Source organism: Streptomyces sp. NPDC000151, assembly GCF_040301705.1.
Classification (GTDB): Bacteria; Actinomycetota; Actinomycetes; order Streptomycetales; family Streptomycetaceae; genus Streptomyces.
Window position 1 is genome coordinate 60,325 of record NZ_JBEPFC010000010.1, and the last position, 21,698, is coordinate 82,022.

The 21,698-nt window shown below is 70.8% G+C and carries 22 protein-coding genes; 13 read left to right on the forward strand and 9 right to left on the reverse strand.

Going from position 1 to position 21,698, the window contains the following annotated elements; translation table 11 throughout:
* Positions 1 to 55: 55 nt before the first annotated feature.
* Entirely contained in the window at positions 56 to 589 is a 534-nt protein-coding gene (locus ABT381_RS05560) for an aldehyde dehydrogenase family protein (protein ID WP_351588104.1), read from the reverse strand.
* Between ABT381_RS05560 and ABT381_RS05565 the strand changes: the two genes are divergently transcribed.
* The 3 genes from ABT381_RS05565 (at position 588) to ABT381_RS05575 (ending at position 4,049) form a co-directional block, all read left to right on the forward strand.
* Positions 588 to 1,079 carry an acyl-CoA dehydrogenase family protein gene (locus tag ABT381_RS05565; RefSeq protein WP_351588107.1) on the forward strand — a complete coding sequence of 164 codons (492 nt, stop codon included), beginning with the start codon at positions 588 to 590 and terminating at the stop codon, positions 1,077 to 1,079. The genes ABT381_RS05560 and ABT381_RS05565 overlap by 2 nt on opposite strands.
* Before the next feature lie 34 nt (positions 1,080 to 1,113).
* Entirely contained in the window at positions 1,114 to 2,460 is a 1,347-nt protein-coding gene (locus ABT381_RS05570) for an MFS transporter (protein ID WP_351588110.1), read from the forward strand.
* A gap of 125 nt (positions 2,461 to 2,585) precedes the next feature.
* Entirely contained in the window at positions 2,586 to 4,049 is a 1,464-nt protein-coding gene (locus tag ABT381_RS05575; RefSeq protein ID WP_351588114.1) for a sulfatase family protein, read from the forward strand.
* Between the two features lie 260 nt (positions 4,050 to 4,309).
* Here ABT381_RS05575 and ABT381_RS05580 read toward each other — a convergent pair whose 3' ends face one another.
* Positions 4,310 to 5,122: a PaaX family transcriptional regulator gene (locus ABT381_RS05580; protein ID WP_351588117.1), complete on the reverse strand. Its 813-nt coding sequence runs from the start codon at positions 5,120 to 5,122 to the stop codon at positions 4,310 to 4,312.
* Between the two features lie 160 nt (positions 5,123 to 5,282).
* Between ABT381_RS05580 and ABT381_RS05585 the strand changes: the two genes are divergently transcribed.
* The 8 genes from ABT381_RS05585 (at position 5,283) to ABT381_RS05620 (ending at position 16,443) form a co-directional block, all read left to right on the forward strand.
* On the forward strand, positions 5,283 to 6,125 hold the full coding sequence (locus ABT381_RS05585) for an SDR family NAD(P)-dependent oxidoreductase (RefSeq protein ID WP_351588120.1): 843 nt from the start codon (positions 5,283 to 5,285) through the stop codon (positions 6,123 to 6,125).
* 43 nt (positions 6,126 to 6,168) lie between these two features.
* Positions 6,169 to 6,351, forward strand: coding sequence for a hypothetical protein (locus tag ABT381_RS05590; protein WP_351588208.1), 183 nt, complete (start codon positions 6,169 to 6,171; stop codon positions 6,349 to 6,351).
* A gap of 695 nt (positions 6,352 to 7,046) precedes the next feature.
* On the forward strand, positions 7,047 to 8,063 hold the full coding sequence (locus ABT381_RS05595) for a tyrosine-type recombinase/integrase (RefSeq protein ID WP_351588123.1): 1,017 nt from the start codon (positions 7,047 to 7,049) through the stop codon (positions 8,061 to 8,063).
* Between the two features lie 122 nt (positions 8,064 to 8,185).
* Positions 8,186 to 10,012, forward strand: coding sequence for an AMP-dependent synthetase/ligase (locus ABT381_RS05600; protein WP_351588126.1), 1,827 nt, complete (start codon positions 8,186 to 8,188; stop codon positions 10,010 to 10,012).
* Positions 10,013 to 10,179: 167 nt separating this feature from the next.
* Positions 10,180 to 11,013: an aldo/keto reductase gene (locus ABT381_RS05605; RefSeq protein ID WP_351588129.1), complete on the forward strand. Its 834-nt coding sequence runs from the start codon at positions 10,180 to 10,182 to the stop codon at positions 11,011 to 11,013.
* Positions 11,014 to 11,298: 285 nt separating this feature from the next.
* The gene (locus tag ABT381_RS05610; RefSeq protein ID WP_467754591.1) at positions 11,299 to 12,891 is read left to right on the forward strand and encodes an eCIS core domain-containing protein; all 1,593 of its coding nucleotides are present in this window, start codon (positions 11,299 to 11,301) and stop codon (positions 12,889 to 12,891) included.
* Between the two features lie 252 nt (positions 12,892 to 13,143).
* Positions 13,144 to 15,756, forward strand: coding sequence for an SCO7613 C-terminal domain-containing membrane protein (locus ABT381_RS05615; protein WP_351588132.1), 2,613 nt, complete (start codon positions 13,144 to 13,146; stop codon positions 15,754 to 15,756).
* Between the two features lie 279 nt (positions 15,757 to 16,035).
* Positions 16,036 to 16,443: a hypothetical protein gene (locus ABT381_RS05620; RefSeq protein WP_351588135.1), complete on the forward strand. Its 408-nt coding sequence runs from the start codon at positions 16,036 to 16,038 to the stop codon at positions 16,441 to 16,443.
* A 172-nt stretch (positions 16,444 to 16,615) separates the two neighbouring features.
* On the opposite strand, the gene ABT381_RS05625 is transcribed toward ABT381_RS05620, so the two are convergent.
* Positions 16,616 to 16,873, reverse strand: coding sequence for a hypothetical protein (locus ABT381_RS05625; protein ID WP_351588211.1), 258 nt, complete (start codon positions 16,871 to 16,873; stop codon positions 16,616 to 16,618).
* Positions 16,874 to 16,894: 21 nt separating this feature from the next.
* Entirely contained in the window at positions 16,895 to 17,050 is a 156-nt protein-coding gene (locus ABT381_RS05630) for a hypothetical protein (protein WP_351588138.1), read from the reverse strand.
* Positions 17,051 to 17,370: 320 nt separating this feature from the next.
* Between ABT381_RS05630 and ABT381_RS05635 the strand changes: the two genes are divergently transcribed.
* Positions 17,371 to 17,559: a hypothetical protein gene (locus ABT381_RS05635; RefSeq protein WP_351588141.1), complete on the forward strand. Its 189-nt coding sequence runs from the start codon at positions 17,371 to 17,373 to the stop codon at positions 17,557 to 17,559.
* A gap of 30 nt (positions 17,560 to 17,589) precedes the next feature.
* Here the strand turns inward: ABT381_RS05635 and ABT381_RS05640 are convergent, their stop codons facing one another.
* The 4 genes from ABT381_RS05640 to ABT381_RS05655 are packed head-to-tail and all read right to left on the reverse strand — an operon-like array spanning position 17,590 to position 20,141.
* Positions 17,590 to 18,531, reverse strand: a complete 942-nt coding sequence (locus ABT381_RS05640; RefSeq protein ID WP_351588144.1) for a class I SAM-dependent methyltransferase — start codon at positions 18,529 to 18,531, stop codon at positions 17,590 to 17,592.
* Positions 18,532 to 18,577: 46 nt separating this feature from the next.
* On the reverse strand, positions 18,578 to 19,006 hold the full coding sequence (locus ABT381_RS05645; RefSeq protein WP_351588147.1) for a hypothetical protein: 429 nt from the start codon (positions 19,004 to 19,006) through the stop codon (positions 18,578 to 18,580).
* Complete coding sequence (locus ABT381_RS05650; RefSeq protein ID WP_351588150.1) at positions 19,003 to 19,605, reverse strand: Asp23/Gls24 family envelope stress response protein; 603 nt, start codon at positions 19,603 to 19,605, stop codon at positions 19,003 to 19,005. Before ABT381_RS05650 ends, ABT381_RS05645 begins: the two co-directional genes overlap by 4 nt.
* Positions 19,596 to 20,141, reverse strand: coding sequence for an RNA polymerase sigma factor (locus tag ABT381_RS05655; RefSeq protein ID WP_351588153.1), 546 nt, complete (start codon positions 20,139 to 20,141; stop codon positions 19,596 to 19,598). Before ABT381_RS05655 ends, ABT381_RS05650 begins: the two co-directional genes overlap by 10 nt.
* Before the next feature lie 247 nt (positions 20,142 to 20,388).
* Between ABT381_RS05655 and ABT381_RS05660 the strand changes: the two genes are divergently transcribed.
* Entirely contained in the window at positions 20,389 to 21,402 is a 1,014-nt protein-coding gene (locus ABT381_RS05660; protein ID WP_351588156.1) for a YihY/virulence factor BrkB family protein, read from the forward strand.
* Here the strand turns inward: ABT381_RS05660 and ABT381_RS05665 are convergent.
* Positions 21,335 to 21,646, reverse strand: a complete 312-nt coding sequence (locus ABT381_RS05665; protein ID WP_351588159.1) for a 4a-hydroxytetrahydrobiopterin dehydratase — start codon at positions 21,644 to 21,646, stop codon at positions 21,335 to 21,337. The two genes, ABT381_RS05660 and ABT381_RS05665, sit on opposite strands and share 68 nt — an antisense overlap.
* Between the last annotated feature and the right edge of the window lie 52 nt (positions 21,647 to 21,698).

Consider the following 21,698-nt stretch of genomic DNA (forward strand, 5'->3'; position numbering starts at 1 on the left):
TGCTGAGGGCGGGCTCAGCCGAGGCCCGCGGGTTTCTCGAGGAAGACGGTCGCGGTCAGGTGCCGGGAGTAGAAGTCGAGGACCGCCGACCCTGCTCGGCAGGGCCGTACCCGGATTCCTGCTCGCCGCCGAAGGATGCGTGGAAGTCGGCTCCGGTGGTCGGTCCGTTCACCTTGACCATGCCGCTGTCGAACCAGGAAACGAGCCGCAGCGCCGAGTCCATATCGCCGGTGCAGAGGCCGGTGACCAGGCCGTAGCGGGTGGCGTTCACCAGCTCGCCCGCCGCCTCGGATCGGGAACCCGATGCACACGTGCGGAGGACTGCGCTGTCACGCTCACACGCCTTTCTTTCCACTGCCCGGGCCATGCCCGCGGCGGGTCGCGGCAGAGTGCGGCTCCGCCCGAGTCTCGGAGAAGTCGCGCCACACGTGGAGGGGCCGGCCAGAATTGGGCCCACCGCCGGCCCGCCTCCGAGCCGCATCCGCGCCACGCCTGACCGGCCGCAGCCACTCCGGTGACGAGCGCTGCTCGTATCCGAGGGGCTGCCAAGTGTTGGCATTTCGTCGGCGCCTCTCAGTAATTCGGGCATGCCGACTGACTGTGGGCGCTTCCCAGGCGAGTTCGGCGACCCGTCCGGTGTCCTCGATCGACGTGTGTACGGGACGCCGGCGTCTCCGGAGAAGTCGACGAAGCCGTCATCACTGTCGAAGCGGAGCGTGCCGGACGAGGGAGGAGAGCTGTTCTTGTGCAGAATATTGACTGACGTAAGAGAAACGACGTACGTTCCCTCGCGACGAAGGCAAGAGGCCCCCAACCTGGGCTCGCCGAGCGACGGCCCGGCGCACTTGTGCGGGGGCCGGGGAGTTGCCCGCGAGCAACGCGACGCGACCAAGGCCAAGCGGCGGACCACGGAGCCGCAGCAGCGGACGATCCCGCGATGCCTCCAACCGCGCGGCTGGTGCGGCTACTTGCGGGAGCACCCCACCATCCGCGCCTTCACGGACGCGCACATCCGGACCATCTGCGGCGGCACCACGCGGATCACGAAAGATCGCATCGGACGCGCCCCGGTCCGATGACGCGGACACCTCGCGACAGACAGGGATGGCAGCCATGGCGAATACCGCACCACCGTCTCAGAACAACGTGCAGCTACGTCGCGCAGTCGTCGGCAGCTTCATCGGCAGCGTGATCGAGTACTACGACTTCCTGCTCTACGCCACGGCCTCGGCCGTCGTGTTCAGCAAGATCTTCTTCTCCGGTCTGGATCCGCTGGCCGGCACGGTCGCAAGTTTCGGGACCTTTGCGGCCGGATACCTGGCCCGCCCGCTCGGCGGCATCGTCTTCGGGCACTACGGCGACCGGCTGGGCCGCAAGCGCATGCTGGTCACGACCATGACGTTGATGGGCGTTGTGAGCTTCCTCATCGGTCTGCTGCCGACGGACCGGCAGGTGGGGAGCTGGGCGGCGGTCATGCTGGTGCTGCTCCGTGTGCTGCAGGGCATCGCGGTCGGCGGGGAGTGGGGCGGTGCCGTGCTGATGTCCGCCGAGCATGCCACCTCGCGCCGGGGGCTCTGGGCGAGCTTCACGAACGCCGGAGCACCCTTCGGCATGATTCTCTCCACCTCGGTCCTCACGGCCACCAGCGCCGTCGTCGGCGAACAGGCCTTCCTCTCCTGGGGCTGGCGCGTCCCGTTCCTGCTCAGCATCGTCCTGCTGGTGGTCGGCCTGTTCATCCGACTGCGGGTGGAGGAGACGCCAGTCTTCGCCGCAGCCCATCGTCAGCCGCCGAAGAAGAGCGGGCTCCCGCTCCTCGATGTCCTGCGCCGCCCCCGCAACTTGGTGCTCTCCGTCGGTGTGGGGCTCGCCGCGTTCGTCGCACAGGGAACCCTCACCACGTTCCTCATCGCGTACGGCGTCCAGGTCGGGTACCCACGACAGACCGTGCTCAATGCCTTGACCCTCTCGTCCGCCCTCGCGGTGATCGGCGTCATCGGCTGGTCGGCGCTGTCAGACCGGCTCGGTCGGCGCCCCGTCGTCCTCACCGGTTCGATCACCATGGGTGTGTTCGGCTTTGTGCTCTTCCGAACATCGCCTTCACCGGAGAGCTCCGCAAGCCCCAACTCGACATCCACACCACCGGCGACCCCCTCATCCCCGTTCAGGCGACAAGCGCCCACCGGCGCGCCGTCACCGCCGCCGGCACCACCACCCTGCTCCGCCAGGCGTACGTCGACAACGCCGGCCACTGCACCTTCACCGCCGCCGAACAGGTCGCCGCGCTGCACAAGCTCAACCAGCGGATCACCACAGGCCACTGGGGCGACACCACCCCCCGACGCCCTCAACACCGAGGCCCGAAGGATCGACGCCACCTCCCCCACCCGCTACCTCACCTTCCGGCCAGGCCCCTACCCGAGGCCCTTCGACCTCGCCCACCCCACCAACAGCTCTCAGTAGTCCCAGGACTGACATCCGTTCGCCTGCACCAGTCCCCGCCGGACACGATCCGGGCCCGTCCGCGCGACGCCCGGATGATGTCCGCCTGCGCTCCCACCGGCCGCCATCGACGACAAGGACTCCCCATGACCGACAGCCCCTACCTGCCCAACGCCGCCTCCGACGGCATATCCCGCCGCTTCCTGGGTGGGCTGCTCGGCGGTGGTGTCATCGCCGCCGCCACCGGACTGGCCACCGCCTCCCCCGCCTCCGCGACCCCCTCAGCGGGTAGTGCACAGCAGGCGGAGCAGCCCTTCCGCGCCCGCGCCGACCGCAAGAACCATCGGCGCCCCAACCTCCTGGTGATCCTCGCCGACGACCTGGGCTGGGCCGACCTGTCCTCCTACGGCGCACCCCACATCAAGACCCCGAACCTGGACCGGCTCGCCCGCCAGGGCGTGCGCTTCACCAACGCCTACTCCGGATCGTCGACCTGCTCCCCCACCCGGTTCAGCCTCTATACGGGGCGCTACCCGGGCCGTACCAAGGGCGGGCTGGCCGAGCCGATCGGCAATCGCACCCAGGGGCTGGAGCCCACCCACCCCACGCTGGCCTCCCTACTGAAGGCCGCCGGCTACTCCACCGCGCTGATCGGCAAGTGGCACTGCGGCTGGCTGCCCGACTACAGCCCCACCAAGTCGGGCTGGGACGAATTCTTCGGCAACCTCGGCGGCACACTGGAGTACTTCTCCAAGCTCGGCCAGCTCGGTGAGTACGACCTCTACGAGGGGGACGCGTCCTACCAGGACCTGCGCTACTACACCACCATCCTGACCGAGCGGGCCGTGGAGTACGTCGGCCGCGAGCACGACGCGCCGTGGTTGCTCAACCTCAACTTCACCACTCCGCACTGGCCGTGGCTGACCGAGGGCGATGCCGAGACCGGGGCGGAGATCGCCGCCAAGATCCGGGCTGGGGGCAGTGACGGGGCGCTTCAGGCCCTGCAGCACAAGGACGGCGGCTCGGTGGAGAAGTACGCCGAGATGGTGGAGAGCCTGGACGCCGCCATCGGCCAAGTGATGAACGCGCTCCGCAGGTCCGGCCAGGAGGACGACACCCTGGTGCTGTTCGCCAGCGACAACGGAGGAGAGCGCTTCTCCTACAGCTGGCCGCTCACCGGGGGCAAAGCCGACCTGCTGGAAGGAGGCATCCGGGTCCCGACAATCCTGCGCTGGCCCGCCCGGATCGGCGCCAACCAGGTGAGCCATGAGCCGAACTTCACTCCGGACTGGACCGCCACCCTCCTGGAGGCCGCCGGCGCTCGGCCCGCCCCCGACTACCCGCTGGACGGCACGAGCCTGGCCGGCTACCTGCTGCGCGGCGAGCTTCTGCCCGAGCGCGACCTGTTCTGGCGGGTCCGGGCCAACCGGGCGCTGCGGCGCGGTCACTGGAAGTACTACCAGGACTCCGCCGGTGCCGACCACCTGTACAACCTGGCCCAGGACGCCCGGGAGCAGGCCGACCTGGCCGGCGGCGAGCCCAAACTGCTCGCGGAACTGAAGGCGTCCTGGAAGGAGATCAACACGACCCTCCTGCCCTACCCCGACTGAGACCCGGCCCAGCCGCGTGGCATCGGCCGTGGCGCAGGCACCTGTGGTCTGCGCCCATGTGGGTCATGTCGATGGCGCCGTGCCGGGACCGGCCGCTGCCGGCTCGGCCGCGGTTGTCCGAGGCCGAGCCGACACGCAACCAACCATCAGGGCATGCGACCGGCGCTGACGACGTCGTCGTTGACCGTCTGATCGTTGATGTGGATCAGCCCGCTGGGGATGCGGATACGTACGGGCCGGGAGGCGGAGGCGCCGGCCCCTCACCCCCGCAGGGGCAGCGTCTCCAACAGCTCCTCCGCCAGCGCGCCGGCCGCCGCGTCCACGCGGGCGTTGGCGCGGCGGAAGACGTCCTCCGCCTCGGCGGCGGGCCAGTCGGCGGGGAGGTGTTGGACCGGGAGGTGGGGGTCGGCACGAACGATCTGGAGCCACTCCGTCAGCAGGCCCAGCTTGACTGCGAGTTCGTCGACATCCGAAGCGCTGTCCCCGTCCGCGAACGCAGACCAGCGCCTCCGGAAGGCGGTGTAGCCGGCGGCCGGGGTCGCGAGGTCCCAAGTGTCCTGGACCATGCGGGAGATGTCGGTGGCCGGGTCGACGGTGGAGCGGAACACCGTGACGTAGGGGCCGAGTTCGGGGTTCTCCGTGATCGCGGCGACGTCCGCCCGCCCCGGCGCGATCCACAGGCCGCCGATCAGCGGGCCGAAACCCGCCCAGGTCAGCTGGGAACGCAGGTCGTGGCGCTGACGCTGGCTGGCGTCGGGCAGGGAGAAGGCGAGCAAGGTCCAGGTGCCGTCCCAGTCGTCGTTGACGGCGCCCTGCTTCCAGATGCGGTCCTCACCCTCGCGGAGGATCGCCGTCGCGCGATCGGTGAGGCCGAAGTACATGCGGCGGCCTTCGCGGCGGCGTTGCAGTAGGCCGCGGCCCACCATGCGGGTCAGGGTCGAGCGGGTGGCGTGCTCGCCCACGCCCGTGCGGCCGAAGACCTCGATGATGCTGCCGGAGTAGACGCAGACATCGCCGCCCAGCACGTAGTTGCCGAGGAACGTGAGCATGAGGGACTGGGGGCGGAGGGCCACCTCGAGCCCCGGCTCCGTCCTGGGCTCTTCCGCCCCGCCCCCCGCCGTTGCGGCGTTCCCGCTCGCCCTGCCACCTCGGTCGCCTGCCATATCGCCCTCCCGCGTCGCGTCAGCACGTACAGACCCAATGTGACGCACTCTCTTGACCGCCGCAATCAGAGTGCATAGCGTTGCTCCCCTCTCCGCCGCCTCGGTCGTCGTCAACGACGTGGACGCCGAAGCGGCGGAGGCGGCCGTCAAGCAGATCACCGAGGACGGGGGGCGCGCGGTCGCCGAGGTCGTCGCCGTCGGCACCACTCAGGCCGCCGACACCCTGGTGAACCGGGCCGCGACCGAGTTCGGACGGCTCGACATCATGGTCACCAACGCGGGCGTCCTGCGCGACCGCGTCCTGTGGAAGATGTCCGACGAGGACTTCGACACCGTCCAACAGGTGCAGCTGCGCGCCACGTTCACCTGCGCCCGCGCCGCCGCGATACGGATGCGCGAGCAGGGCGAGGGCGGCCGCATGATCGTCGCGGGCTCCCCGGCCGGACAGCGCGGCAACTTCGGCCAGACCAACTACGCGGCCGCGAAGGCGGGCATCGCCGCGATGGTCCGCACCTGGGCCATGGAGCTGGCGAAGGCCGGCATCACCGCGAACGCCGTGGTTCCCAACGCGGCCACCGAGATGACGAAGACGATGCCGCTGTTCGCGCCGTACATCGAGGAGTACGGGTCGCACTTTGTCGCGCACGGTCACCGCCCCCCACATGCCCGGTCCGCGACCCTAGGCCGGTCGCCCAGCGGCTACCAGGCACCCTCGTCACGCCAGTCGCAGGTCAGCTCGCCGTCCATGTCGGGGGCCGGGGCCGGCGTCGGCAGGACGGGGATGAAGCCCTCCTCACCTTCGTCCGCAACGAGCCCTTTCGGCGTGAGTGCGAGCGCCGCCCCACGCCACACCTGCCGGCTGCACGCGGCACAGAACGGGGCGCCCCCATGGGACACACCGAGGTCTACGTAACCCGCATACCCTCCGCAACCATCACCCCGCCCGCACCCGTACGGTGCCGGTCACCCCGACGGCCTCCACGTACCCGCAGCGCAGCGCCCGGCCGCCGTGCAGCAGCAGCCGTGGCACCGCCGAGGCGTACTCGCTGTGTGTCCCCGAGGTCCTCGTCCACGGGCTGACCTTCGCGGAGAGCTACGCGTACCTCGACGACTGGGTACTCGGGAAAACACCGGCCTGAACGAGCCCAGCGCCCGCCTCAATAAGAAGTTGAGCAGGGGTCTGGCCGACAGCCACTGATCCCGTTCACGGTCATTCCCAGCACAGAGCTCCAGCTGTCCACGGTCGGGGGCCTGCGCTGTTGTCACCTTCCTCACCGAGGCCCATCGATGGGCATGCTGCGTTCGCGTTGGTTGTGTCGGACTGCGGGACGAACAATTGGCCAGGCCAGACTGACGTGATCACCTGCAGGCCGGCTCCGCGGCACAGGAGCCGTCATGACCGACGACGCGTGGCCGCGGATGGCACGCAACACCGCGCTCGTCGGGATGGCCTCCCGGCTGCCTGCCGCCGCGGGCAGCCGCCTGCTCGGTATCCGCCGGCCACAACACCCGGCAAGCCGCCGCGGCACTGGCACGGATCCGGCTGCCCAGAGGGGCCCGACGGCCCAGAACCCGGCCCAGGGCTGTCCTCAGGGACCGCACCTACGCCCGGGCGACGACTCGGAGCCACTGCTGGCGGCAAATCTCGCATCAGCGCAGCAGCCGGATCTATTTCGTACACATCCAAAGTCCAGCGACGGTCCGGCTGCCGCCTAAACGCCACCAAACCCGAGAGTTCGTGCCTCATTTGGTGCGGCCGGGTTTCCGAGCTACAACATCACCCAGTCGAAGTCCTGGACGGATAACGAACCGTCTCAGGGGATTGGGATGAACATTGGCCAAGCTCATGGCCAAGGGCGCCACCGCGGCTGGCAAGCGGTGGGTGGTTCGTTATCGGGAGCCGGGCGGGCGTACCGCGCGGCAGCGTGAGAAGTCGTTCGAGCGTAAGCGGGACGCTCTCGACTTCGCCACGAAAGTCGAGAACGACAAGCATGAGAACACGTATGTCGATCCGACCGCCGGCCGCGTCTCGGTCAGTCAGTACGCGGAGGGCTGGCTCGCGTCGAAGGTGGGCGCCCCCGGCACCCTCGTCGGATACGAACGGATCATGCGTCTGCACGTGCTGCCCCATGTGGGGAACAAGCCGATGGCCAAGGTGACCGCGGCCGACGTCGAAGCGCTCTTCCCTGACGGGGTTCGTCGCGATCCATTTGTGGCGTGCGGCGTGAGAGAAGAGGCCCGAGAGCGCGGTCCGACGGCCAGCGATGGTGTTGGGCTTCGCGCCGTCCTGGCGCCAGCGAGCGATATCCCGGCCCCTGCTCTTCTCGATGCATTTCATGAGTTCTTGCCTGTGCGGAACGCCCGTGGCGGGATGACGCACCCTGGCTTGGTTCGTAAATCCTGGGACGCAGCGATTGCCCGGCTCGGCCTTCCCCCTTACAAGCCGCACGACCTCCGGCACAAGTGGGCGACCATCACGATGAGCAACGGGGCCGCCCTCCGCGAGGGCTCCCGGTGGCTCGGGCACCGGTCCGTCGACGTGACCGCGGATCTCCACGGCCACCTCACTCAGGACGGCCGCGAGCGCTGCCGCCTGATCATCATGTCTAGCTTCGCGCAGCACGTTCCCGCGCAGCCGGCGAGCCCGGCGACACCTGGCGCTGAGTCGGTGCGGGTGGCGCCCGCCGGGCGTTTTGCGCATTCCGTCGCAAGCGACTCAAGAGGCAAGTCGGCCACGCTCAGGCTTGCCGTGGCTGATTCCAATCGGAAAGATTTGGTGCAGATACGGTCCCTGCGGCGTGATCGTTCGGCACGTTACTCACGGGTTCATGTCCGGGGTTCCCCGAAGTAGCCCGTTTTCGTCGGATGACCAGGGCCTATGGCAACGGTTCGGACGTTTGGCAGTCACTGCCGTTCGGCCGCTCTCGTGGGGTACGGTCTCGGCGCTGCAGGAGCACCACGAGGAGCGGGTCATTGCGCGAGTACACCGTCCCCCCACTGGCGACGGCGCCCCGGGTCGGCGGTCTGGCGGACGCCGTCTTCGAGAATGCGGAGTCCGCCCCCGACCGGGTCGCGCTCTGCCGTAAGGACGACGCGGGACACTGGCAGGACGTCAGCGCTGCCCAGTTCCGCGACGAGGTCATGGCCCTCGCCAAGGGGCTGCTGGCCCAGGGCGTGCGGTTCGGCGACCGGGTCGGGATCATGTCGCGGACACGTTACGAGTGGACGCTGTTCGACTTCGCCCTGTGGTCGGTCGGCGCGCAGTCGGTACCGCTGTACCCGACCTCCTCCTCCGAGCAGGTCTTCTGGACGCTGCACGACTCGGCCGTCTCCTCCTGTCTGGTCGAGCACGAGGACCACGCCATGACGATCGGGTCGGTCATCGACCGGCTGCCGCACCTGCGCCTGCTGTGGCAGCTGGACGCGGACCCGGTGGCCGAGCTGGTCGAGGCCGGCCGGCACATCGAGGACGACGTCGTGCACCGGCACCGGATGGCGGTCACCCCGGACGCGCCCGCGACGATCATCTACACCTCCGGCACCACCGGCCGCCCCAAGGGCTGCGTGATCAGCCACGCCAACTTCATGGCCGAGGCCGACAACGTCGTCGAGCGGTACGAGCAGGTCTTCCACTCCAAGGCCGGCGACGAGGCGTCCACCCTGCTCTTCCTGCCGCTGGCGCACGTCTTCGGGCGGATGGTCCAGGTCGCCGCGATCCGCGGCCGGGTGAAGCTCGCCCACCAGCCGAACCTCTCGGCCACCGCGCTCCTCCCCGACCTGCAGTCCTTCAAGCCGAGCTTCATCCTCGCGGTGCCCTACATCTTCGAAAAGGTGTTCGCGGCGGCGCGGCGGAAGGCCGAGGCGGACGGCAAGCTCGGGCCGTTCGACAAGGCCGTCGACGTGGCGCGGCGGTACGCCGAGGCGATGGAGCACAAGGCGTTCGGCACCGGTTCCGGGCCCGGCGCGGGCCTGCGCATGCAGCACCAGCTGTTCGACAAGCTCGTCTACAGCAAGGTCCGCGCGGCGATGGGCGGCCGGGTCCGGCACGCGATGTCGGGCGGCTCGGCCATGGAGCGCCGGCTCGGCCTCTTCTGGGAGGGCGCGGGCGTCACGATCTACGAGGGGTACGGCCTGACGGAGTCCACCGCCGCGGCCACCGCCAACCCGCCCGAGCAGACCCGGTTCGGCACGGTCGGGCTGCCCATCCCCGGTACGACCGTGCACATCGCGGACGACAACGAGGTGTGGGTGCACGGCGGCCAGGTCTTCCAGGGCTACCTCAACGACCCCAAGGCCACCGACGCCGTGCTGCACGACGGCTGGCTGGCCACCGGCGACCTCGGGCAGCTGGACGAGGACGGGTACCTCACGATCATCGGCCGCAAGAAGGAGATCCTGGTGACCTCCGGCGGCAAGACGATCTCGCCGGTACCGCTGGAGGAACGGGTGCGGGCGCACCCGCTGGTCGCCCAGTGCATCGTGATCGGCAACGACCGGCCGTACGTCGCCGCGCTGGTCACGCTGGACGCGGAGGCGGTGACGCACTGGCTGCAGATGCGCGGCAAGCCGTCCCTGCCGGCGACCGACCTGGTGCGCGACCCCGATCTGGAGACCGAGATCCGGCGGGCCGTGGTCGCCGCGAACACGCTCGTCTCGCAGGCCGAGTCGATCCGTACGTTCCGGATACTGGCCAGCCAGTTCAGCGAGGAGCACGGCCTGCTGACGCCGTCGCTCAAGCTGAAGCGAAAGGCGATCGAGACGGCGTACGAGGCCGAGGTGGCGGCGCTGTACGAGCGGTAACTCGGCGCCCCTCGAACGGCTGCACGAGTAAGCGGGATGGCCGCGAACGGCGGCCCCGGGGCGGATCGGGTGACGGCTCAGTCCGTCGGCGTGCGCGGGAATGCGTGCCGACGGATGATCGTTGAGCCTTCTAGAACCTGTACGCCGACCAAAGGACCGATTCGCTCGTGAGCAAGGTTCCCCACATCACCCTCAACAACGGCGTCACCATGCCGCAGCTCGGCTTCGGTGTCTGGCAGATCCCGGACGACGAGGCGTTCACCGCTGTCGGTCACGCCCTGGAGGCCGGATACCGCAGCATCGACACCGCCGCGATCTACGGCAACGAGGAGGGCACGGGGAAGGCCCTCGCCGCATCCGGCATCGCCCGTGACGAGCTGTTCGTGACGACGAAGCTGTGGAACACCGAGCAGGGTTACGACTCCACCCTGCGCGCGTTCGACGCTTCGCTCGCCAAGCTGGGCCTGGACTACGTCGACCTGTACCTGATCCACTGGCCGCTGCCGGCCCGTGACACCTACGTCGACACCTACAGGGCGTTCGAGAAGATCCAGGCGGACGGCCGCGCCAAGGCCATCGGCGTCTCCAACTTCCAGCCGCCGCACCTCCAGCGGCTGCTGAACGAGACCTCGGTCGTCCCCGCGGTCAACCAGATCGAGCTGCACCCCGAGCTCCAGCAGGCCGAGACCCGCGCCTTCCACGCCGAGCACGGCATCGCCACCGAGGCGTGGTCGCCGCTGGGCCAGGGCAAGGGCCTCCTGGAGAACGCCACGATCGGCACGATCGCCGAGAAGCACGGCAAGACCCCCGCCCAGGTCGTACTGCGCTGGCATCTCCAGCTCGGCAACGTCGTCATCCCCAAGTCCGCGACCCCGTCCCGGATCAAGGAGAACTTCGACGTCTTCGGCTTCGAGCTGGACGCCGACGACCTGAAGACGATCGCCGGCCTGAACGCCGACAAGCGCCTGGGCCCGGACCCGGCCACGTTCGACGTGGCCTGAGCCCGAATCCGCCTGAGCGGTTCGCGGGTTTTCCGCTACTGCGCCGCCGTTCGCCTTCGGGCGAGCGGCGGCGCCGTCGTGTCCGGCGCCGTCGTGTCCCTGGCTCCAGTGGCCGGCGCGCTGGAGCCGCACGCTCGCGGCTGCCCGGGGGAGCCGCGTGGTGTACCCGCAAGGACGTGCCGCATGCCCTTACGCCTCTTGTCACGCGCTGCCGATGCCGTCTAGACAGGGAACCGACGGGCCGGGCAACAGGCTTGCGGCGTGCAGTACCGGAGGAGTGAGTACGTGCGGGAGCGGAAGCAGGATGCGAGCGCTGCACAGCGGCAGGGAAGCGAGCTGCGCAGGCCCGCCGTGCTGCCGCCCGCCGAGGCCTCCCGGACGGCGACCGCTTTCGCCGGGCAGCTGCCGGGCGGACACTCCCCGGCGTCCGTCATGGCGCTGCAGCGTTCGGTCGGTAACGCCACGGTCGCCCATCTGCTGGAGGTACAGCGGCACGTTCACGGGGACGGGGCGTCCTGCGGTCATCACGAGGCCCCGGCGAAAGCCCCGGCGGAGGCCCCGGTGAAAGCCCCGGTGGAGGAGGATCAGGTGCAGCGCCGGATGGCCGCGCCGGAAGAGGCGCCCCCGCAGCGCCGGATGGCGGCGCACGACGTGCTGAGCCGTCCCGGCCGACCCCTGCCAGGGCCGGAACTCCACGACATGCAGGAGCGGTTCGGCGGCACCGACTTCAGCGACGTCCGCATTCACAACGACGCGGCCGCGAAGAAGTCGGCGCAGGAGATCGGGGCCCGCGCCTACACCTCCGGCAGCCACGTCGTGCTCGGTGAGGGCGGCGGCGACCGTCACACGCTCGCCCATGAACTCACGCATGTCGTCCAGCAGCGGCAGGGCCCCGTCTCGGGTACGGACAACGGCAACGGGCTGAAGGTCTCCGACCCGTCGGACCGGTATGAGGTCGCCGCCGAGGAGAACGCCCGGCGGGTCACGTCCGGGAGCGCCCCGGCCGCCGAGCAGACGGCCCAGCGGGCGGTGGCGGGCGCCGCGGAGCCCGCGCGCACCGACACAGTGCAACGCCGCAAACCGTCGGCCAACGCACCCACCGAGCACTACGCGGCCAAGGCGCAGGATCACCCCGAGTGGCCCGTATTCCAGAAGATGATGAAGGAGGGCGGCTTTCCGGCAGACGTGACCGAGAGCGCCTGGCAGCTTCTGCTGGGCGGGGTCGCCGAGCAGGAGAAGCTGAACCGGCAGTCAGCGGACGAGTCGATCGACTCCGCGGAGCGGCGCAAGCTCCGGGCTTCGAACACCTGGTACCGGGAGCTCGTCAACCTCGTGGGCGACCATCTGAAGATCACCACTCCCACCCTGGCACTCTGGTCGGGCGGCTTCGACGTGAGCGTCTACGCCCATGGAAAGGGCCACACCTCACTGGAGTTCAGCCGACTCGGCAAGATCATGGACCAGCTGGAGCTGCACGCCAACTGGAAGCTCCAGGCGCCCCTGTGGAATGTCCTCTCCACCGCGTTCGTCGAGCGCGCGACAGGCCCCGTCCACGTGTTCCTGCGGGCCTACAACCCCGACAGCGTCCTGATCGCGCAGGAGATCCCCCAACTGCGCATGATCCAGCGGCTCAATCCCGCCGTGACCCTCGTGTGGCATCCGCTCTACACCATGCCCGACGGAACGATCAAGGAGATCTCCGAGGACATGCAGCTCACCGGGAACGCGGAGTACCGGAGCCGCGACAAATGTGTGGGCGTGATGTACCACTACCTGATGCGTTTCCACGACGAGAGCAACAGCAAGGCGTCGATGGCGTACGGGGAAATGAACGAACTCCTCGCGAAGAATGTCAACCCGAAAGCGGATGCGGTGTAGGAGCACGTTCGGTGCCGCACTGGGCAGCATGACGCGCGACGCACACCTCGACGAGCACCTGGGGCGTGTTGAGTACGCGTACTCAGGCCCGTGGTCGGCAGGGCTGCGCATACTCGCGCCATGCAGATGGAATCACCGGGGTGCCCGGACTGCGGAACGCCTCTGGGGTCACCTCCGCCCGCCCGGTGCACCCGTTGCCGACTGCCCCTGACCGGGCCGGACGCCTTCGCGTTGTGGCAGGTCACAGATGAGTTGAGCGCGCTGGACGCACGCAGGCAGTGGCTGGTGCGGCGGCACGGCGAGTTGCTGGCCGCCTTGCGGGCGCGCCGGGACGCGCCTGCGCGAACGCCGGTGGCCGCATCCGCGGGAATGCCGGCGATCGCGCCCGTCGGCGGGGGCGGCGGCGGTACGGGCGGATCGGGGCGAGAGATCTCCGCGCCGTCCGCCCGTACCGCGTTGCTGATCGTCGGTGGCGTGCTGGTCGTCGTGGCCGCGCTGGTGTTCACCGTGGTGAGCTGGGGACGGCTGGGCATCGGCGGGCGGGCCGCCGTACTGCTCGCGCTGACCGCGTGCGCGCTGGCACTGCCCCGTCCGCTGCGGCGGCGGCAGCTCATGGCCACCGCCGAGGCGTCGGCCGCGGTGGGCCTCGCCCTGGTACTCCTTGACGGCTACGCGGCCCGGCAGGCCGGGCTCGCCGGTCTGGACCGCGTCGGCACGGCGGGCTACTGGGCGGTGCTCACCGCGCTGACGGCGGTGGGCGCGGCGGGCTACGGCTGGTGGCAGCGGCTCCGGCTCCCGCTGCCCGCGGGGTTCTTGATGGCACTGCTGCCCGGCCCCCTGACCGCCGCCGCGTTGGGCGGAACGGCCGAGGACTACGCGACCGCGATGATCGTCACGGCCGCGGTGGACTTCGCGGCCCTGTACGTACTCACGGCGCGCGCCGCCGCCGGGCATACCGGATTCCGCGACCGGCTGGGCGGCGAACGGGCTGCCACCATCCTGGCCACGGGGGCCCGTGCCGTCGGCGGCGGATGGGCGCTGCTGGGCGGGGCGCTCGCGGTGGTGTGCGCGATGGTTGCCCCATCGTCGGCCGAGGTGATGCGGGCCTGGGTGCCGCTGGGTCTGCTGGCGCTGCTGGGTACGGCGCTGTGCCGCGGCTTCCGCGCGCTGCCGTTCGCGCTGCGCTCCGGCGCCGAGGGTGTGGCCGTCGTGGCGTTGATCGTGGCCATCGGCGCCGGCTTGCGGTGCCTGATGCCCTCGGGGTGGGCCGCGGCCGGATACGCGGCACCGGCGGCGCTCATCGCGGTGTGGTCGGCGGCGTCCTGCGCACGGAGCGGCCGGTGGGCGAAGCCGGCCGAAGGTGAGGGACCGGCCGGAGGTGGGGAACCGGCCGGAGGTGAGGGATCGGCCGGAGGTGGGCGGCCTGCCGGAGGTGGGCGGCCGTTCGCAGCGCCGCCCGGAGCCGCGGCTGCGGTGGGAGAGCTGTTCGCCGCCTCAACTGCCCTGCTGCTGACCGGCGTTGCGGTGCTGCCGGAACTTGTACACGCCCTGCTCCTCCCCGCCGCCCACGGCGTGGCGCTCTGGTACGACGGTCACCCGGCACCGTGGAGCTGGCAGCTCGCGCCCGCGCCGCTGGTCGTGCTCTGGTTGTGCGCCGCCGTCCTGGCCGCCATGGCCGTACTGCGTGCCCGTGCCGTCGGCGACCGGCACACGGACCGGCTGGCGCGCGCCCTGCACAACGCCCAGGCACTGGCTGCCGTCCCCGCGCTGCTCCTGGTGCCGGTGGCGCTGGGGCTGCCGTACGGGTGGGTGCTGGCGGCCGCGACCGTGGCGTCCATGGCCGTGGTGGTGGACGTCGTGCGCCGGCCGGAGGCCGCACTCGTACCGCGGATTCTGGTGATGGCTGCCACCGGCACGCTCGCCCTGCTGTGGTCGTCGGCCGACCGGGCCGCCGTGCTCGCGGTATGGGGGACCTTCGCCGCGTCGGCCGGCGTCCTCGCCCACGTTCTTTCCGCGCCGACCGCCCGGCCCACCGTGCGCGCGACGGCGCGTGTCGCGGGTGCCTTCGCCGTCCTCGCCCTGGGGGTCGAGGCGGTCGCGTCCGGCGCCACCGCCGGCCTGCCCAGGCACGTCACCGCGTTCGCGGTACTCGCGGTGGCCCTGGCCTCCGCCGGTGCCGCGGCGGCCTGGCACCGCAGCCCCGGGCGCGATCAGGTCTCCACGGCCGTCGAGAGTACGGGCTATGCCCTTGCGGCAACCGCCCTCGCCCTGACCGTCCCCCACGCCGGCGCGCTGAGCCTCGCCCTCGCCGTGAGCGGGGTCGCGGGCCTGGCCATCGCGCTGCGCCCGGACCGCCGCCGCGCCGCACTCGCCGGAACTGCCCTGCTCATCGCGTCCTCCTGGGTGCGCCTCGCGCTGGCGGACATCACCGCCCCCGAGGCGTACACGCTCCCGGTCACGGCAGCCGCACTGGTCATCGGCCACCGCCGCCGCACGCGCACCCCGGGGACCGGCTCCTGGCCCGCCTACGGGGCGGGGCTGGGCGCAACGATGCTCCCCAGCCTCGCCGCCACGTGGACCGACGAGAACTGGGTACGCCCGCTGCTCCTGGGCGCGACCGCCCTGCTCCTCACCGTCATCGGGGTACGCGCACGCCTGCAGGCACCGCTCATCCTCGGTGGCGCCGTACTCGTACTGGTCGGGCTGCACGAACTCGCCCCCACCGCAGTCCAGGTGCTCGGCCTCGTCCCCCGCTGGGTCCCGCTGGCCGCCGCCGGCCTGCTCCTACTGCTCCTCGGGGCCACCTACGAAAAGCGGATCGCCGAGGCCCGACGCCTACGAGACACGGTGCGCAGCATGGAGTGAGCCTCCGAGATGGGCCTCCGGGAAGGGGCGGGTACGAGCCGGGCTGAAGGGAACAGGGTTCGCCCCCAGGGATGCAGATACGCTTTTCCGTTCGCAACTCACACATTCAGCGGAACCCAAATGCCCCACGCACATGGGTAGTTGACTATCGCCGCACTAGTTACTCCGCGTCGTTGAGCATCACCCCCAGGGGTGATCACCCAAGAAGCCCAGCTGCCACACAATGAATCCGGTCGCTCACTTGGAGTGACCGGTCAACTTCGTTGTGAAGGACGCTACATGCGCACAAAGAAGTTTCTGCTGCTCCTGGGGGCGACGAGCGCCGGGCTCGCCGCCATCGTGGGTGGCACCACAGCGGCCGATGCCGACGACGCGCCCAAGGTTCACGCGCCTTACGCACAGGCCGGCGCAGTGGTCAACGCTGACGGGACGGTCAGGAGATCCAAGGGGGTCGTGAGCGTCGAAAAGGTCAACCCGGGACGTTACTGCCTGAAGGTCGCGCCGGACGTTGACTTCGCGAAGAGCATCCCCGTGGCAACCACCGGCCCCGGCGCCAAGTGGAATGCCGACATCCGGGTCGCTTCGGGGCCGTCGGGGGTCTGTGGAAAGGACCCGCAGAAGCTCGGCGTATACACAGGAGTGAAGGGCGCCTACGCCGACCAGCCCTTCAACGTGATCGTTCCCTGACCGGAGCGACGACGGCTGCCGACCGCGAGCAGCCGTGGGACAGCTCGAACGGGCGCAACGACCACTCCCCTCAATTGCCGCCTTGACCTGATCTCCTGTCCGCATGGCAGTTCGCCTCCAAGCAGCAGCGCCCCGCCCCGGCAAGATCCGGGACGGGGCGCTTTCTGCGTCCTCAGTCGCGCGAGGCGCCGGCAGGCCACACCACGTCGACCGGTACGCCCATGCGCCGGGCGTACCCCACGACGTCCGCCGTCCCTCCGTAATCGCGCGCCGGTTTGCCATCCCACACGGCCACGAGCCGATCAACCAGGCCGACGAGGATTTCACTACCCGCCATGTGTGCCTGCTGTACTTCGGCGGCAAGCCGCTCACGGATCAGTCTTTCGACCAGGTCCGACAGCCCGCGATGCCCTGTGATTCCCAATTTCACGGCCGGTCTCTCCTCTCGCGCCTACCGGTACACGCCGTACAGCCGATCGTCGAACTCGCGCACCATCCGCGGCGGTGTGGCCAGTGTGAACGCACCGTCGAGGCGCCCTGATGACAGGTGCCCCGCCGCCATGTCCAGTAGTAACAACGCTCGTTGCTTGTCGTGGCCGTTCGACATGACGACAGCGGCCGCGTCCTGCGCAGCGGAGATCCACCTCGGCAGTCCAAGGCGCGCGCCACAGGACACGCGAGCGGCAGCGACCCCGGCGCGTACGCCGCCAGTGTGCGCCAACTCGGTTGCACGCCTCCTCCGTCCGAACTGTCGTACGATCGGCGGCAGTCAGAGTCGGGGAACCAGGGGGCACGATGTCGGGGCGGGGGAAGCGGTGGCTGATCGGTGTGTGGGGCGTGTTGGTGATTGGTGGGGGTGGAATGACGTTGTGGCTCAATGGCGGGGGCGGGACGGTGTCGCCTGAGCCGGAGTTCGGATGGTTTCCCATGGACTCCACGCCCGTGGGTTCCACGCCCACTCCGGACGGCGGGCCCTTCTCGCCCTGTCCCACCGTCGCCCCCGACTTCTCCCTCTCCCCCGCCGACGAAGCGAAGCTGGATGAATCGGGGAACGGGATACTGGCGCGCAGCTTTCTCGTGTGCGCGGACGGGTCTCGCGACGAATCCGGCGACTGACGCAACGTCACGTGGTCTTGGTCCTGTACGTCACTCCGCGCGTCCCGCGTGGACCGTGCGGGCCGTGAGGAGGAAGGCGTCGGGGCGGTGGGCGATGGCTGCCTCGTCCTCCGGGTCGGCGAGGCGGGCGAGTGTCGCGCGGTCCGCGTCGTCCAGTAGGTCGCCGTACTGTTCGGCGGCGCGGGAGAGCCGGGCCGCGACGTGGTCGCGCGCGGCGCCGTCCAGCGGTGCCGGCAGGTCGAGCAGGAAGCTGCGGCTGCCGGTGTCGGCGAGGCCCGCGTCCGCCAGCAGCGCGGGCCAGTCCTCGACGGTCTCCCGGTACCCCGGCAGCGCGGCCCGCATCCGCGCGAACCACTCCTCCTGCGCCGCGTCCAGCCTGGCCTGCAGCCCGGGCCTGCCGATACCGATGTCGCGCGGCAGTACCCGGTCGGGCAGCCCGCCCTCGGCCACCGCGAGCACACCGCCGGGCCGCAGCCGTCCGGCCAGCAGGGCCACCGCGGCCCGCTGGTCGCCGACGTGGTGCAGCACCTTGCTGGTCCAGATGAGGTCGGCCGTGCCCAACTCCGTGATGCCGGTGGGCAGTTCCGCTTCGTGGGTGACGACCCGGTCGCCGAGGCCGAGACGGGCGGCGCGGTCCCGGGCGCGGGCCAGCAGTGCCGGCGTCGGGTCCACCGCCACCACCTCGGCGTGCGGGAAGGCCTGCGCCAGCAGGCAGGTGACGACGCCGGGGCCGGAGCCGACGTCCCAGACGCGGCGTACGGACGCCTCCCCCGCGGCCCGTTCCTCGGCCCCGCCGAGCAGCGTGCGCAGCCAGTCGGTGACCTGTTCGTACAGGGGCGTGGCGAGTTCGGCCTCGCGCTCCAGCACCGGAGCCAGGTCTCCCCAGTCGGGGTGGGTGGTGTCGTGTCCATGCCCATCGGAGTGGGAGTGAGGGCCGGAGTGCGCGTGCGGATGTGGTTGCCTATCGCTCATGGGGCGAGCCTCCGTGGCCTCCGTGGTCTCCGTTGCAATGCGCCGTTCACGCCAAGTCCGTCACCGTCACCGTGACGGTGAGCGTCGCGATGCCGTGCTGGTCCGGGCCCTCCGGGGCGAACGCTCGCTGGACCGCGGCCGTCACGTCCGTGCGTACCGCGCGGACCACGTCCAGCGCGCGATGGCCGCGGCGGACGGCGAGGTGGATCCGTAGTCGCCACAGGCCCGGTGCGTCGCCCGGTTCCGCGCGTACGCCCGTGACGCGCGGCCCGTTGGTGGGGGCGAGCAGCGGGACCGCGCCGCGGACCAGGTCGCCGAGGCCGGGGCGGAGGTATGCGACCCCCGACGTGGCCCGGGCGGCCTCGGCCGCGGTCCGCTGCAGCAGTGCTCGCAGCTCGCGTTCCGTCCTGCCGGGACCCTCGGCCCCATGTGCACCGCTCATGCCGGGGCCCTCGGCCCCATGTGCGCCGCTCATGCCGGCTCCTCCCCCGCGTCCGCGTCGATGAGGTCCACTACCGTGACGTCGACCGCGGAGACGGACATGCCGACCACCTCGTCCGCCGCCGCGAGCACCCGTTCCCGGATCCGCTCCGCCAGTTCCGGCAGCGGCCACTCCAGGCCCGCCGCGACCTCCATGTTCACCGTCGCCGGCCCGTCGGGCGCCTGCAGGGTGACCTTGCAGCTGCCCGCGAACACCGCGGGCAGCGCCTCGGCCGCCGCGCGGAACGCTTTCGCGGCCGCCGCCTCGGTGATCCAGGCGTCGTCCGCCGGCTCGCCCAGCGGCAGCGTGCGGCCGGGCCGCAGGTCGGTCCTGACCAGGTCCATCACCCGCGCCGTGATCCGTTCGGCGGCCGCCGCGTCCGCCGCCTCGGCCGCCTCGTCCGCGTCGCCGCCCCGGGCCCGGCGTACGTAGTCGTCCAGTACTCCGAGCTCCGCCACCGCTTCCTGGCAGTGCGGGCAGCCGGCGGTGTGCGGGTCGTCCGGCGTCTCCTCCGCGGCCTCCCAGACCTCCGAGAGCGTGCGGCCGCAGGGCAGTGCCGGATCCTCGCCCTCGTACGCGTCTCCTACCGCCATGAGCTCATCGCCTCCGTCAGATAGCGGCGTGCCCGGAAAACCCTGGCGCGCACCGCCTGGTGCGTGCTGCCGACGATCTCGGCGATCTCGTCGTAGGGCAGCCCCTGCAGTTCGCGCAGGACCCAGCAGGCGCGCTGTTCGGGGGTGAGCCCCTGCATGGCGTCGGTCAGGGCGCGCACCGCCGCCTGCGACTCGGCCGCGCGGACCGGTGACGAGGCGTGTTCGGGCGCGGGCGGTTCGGGGACCGAGCCGAGGTCCTGGGTGGGGCGGCGGGCCCGCAGGATGTTCAGGCAGCGGTTGGTGACGATGCGGTACATCCAGGTCGAGAAGGAAGCATCGCCGCGGAATTCCGGGATGCGGCGCCAGGCGTTGACGAATGCGTCCTGCACCGCGTCCTCCGCGTCCGTCCTGCTGCCCAGGAGCCGGGTCGCCAGGCGCAGCAGCGGCGGGCCGTGCCGTCGTACGAGCACCTCGAACGCCCCCTCGTCCCCCTCTCCGGCCCGTACGGCCAGGAGGGCATCGCCGGGTTCGGGCACCCGTCCGCTCCTCTCGGTCGGCACCGCGGAACATGCGTGCCAGGCATCACTGCCCCGGTACCCATTGGGGCACGCTCCGGTCCCGATGTCCCGGTACGGCACGCGCAAAGCGCGATGGTTTTCCCGTTTTCCGATCATTCGCCGGGCACGGTGGACAAGGGGCCGGTACGGAAGAGGCCGCGGAACGGGGCAGGATGGGGCGCGGGCCGCAAGCGGAACGGTCCGTACGGAAAGGAAGACCAGCACGATGGAGGTCGGCGATGAGCGCCGGGTACCGGGACAGCAGACACCGGAGCGGGCCGGGCCGGTGCGGGGAGCGGTACAGGATGTCGTGCGCTCGCTGCCGGACTGGCGGCAGTGGCGGACCGCGCTGTGCCGTACGCCGCTGTCCGTGTGGCGCGACGACCTGACGGACTGGGCGGCCAGCCTGACGTACTACTCGGTGCTGGCGCTGCTGCCCGCCATGATCGTCACGGTGTCGCTGATCGGGCTGGCGGACCCGCCCGCCACCGGGCAGCTGATCGCGCACATCAGCGCGCTCGCCCCGGCGCAGTCCAGCGGCACGCTGCACCACGCGCTGATCTCCATGTCCCACCAGCGCACCGCCGCCTGGCTGGTGGTGGGCGGCGCGACGGTCAGCGCGGTGTGGTCCTCGTGCAGCTATCTCGCGGTGTTCCGGCGGGCGCTGCACGCCATGCACCGGGTCAAGGACGACCGGCCGCCGTGGCGCAAGGCGCCGCGCATCCTCGGTACGGCTCTGGTGCTGCTCGCCTCACTCATCGGCAGCGCGGTGGCCCTGCTGGCCAGCGGGCCGCTGGCGCGCGCGATGGGGCGCGCCGTGGGGCTGGGCCGGGCCGCCGAGGTGACCTGGAGCGTGGTCAAGTGGCCGCTGCTGCTGTGCCTGGTGACCGTGCTGGTACTGGTGCTGTTCCGCTCGGGGCCGCCGGCCTCGCGCGGGGTGCGGCGCGGGGTGCCCGGCGGTGTCCTCGCGGTCCTGCTGTGGCTGGTCTCCTCGGCGGGCTTCGCGCTGTACGCGTCGTACGTCGGCACCTTCAACCGGCTGTACGGGTCGCTCGCGGGCCCGGTGGTCTTCCTGATCTGGCTGTGGTTCTCCCACCTGTCCCTGCTGACCGGCGCGCAGTTCAACGCGGAGCTGACGCGGGCGGCGGGGCCGCGCGCCGGGCGGGGGCGGGTCAGCGGGCCCCGTGGCCCGCTGCGACGTCTTCGATCCGCCGTGCGAGGGCGAAGTCCTTCTCGGTGACGCGGCCGCCGGCGCTGTGCGTGTTCACCGCGATGGTCAGCTTGTTGTAGCCCAGCGTCTGTTCGGAGTGGTGGCCCAGCTCCTCCTGGATCTGGGCCACGTGGATGACCATCGCGGCCGCCGGGAGGTGGCTGTCGAAGCTGTACGTACGGGTCAGCTTGTCGTCGGCGACCGTCCAGCCGGGCAGCTCCGCCAGCCGGTCCTCGAGCTCCTTGTCGGTGAGCGGATCCACCTGACTGTCCATGTCGCCGCCTCTCAGCCATCGCCTACGGAGCTGGATTCCAGCATTTCCCCCA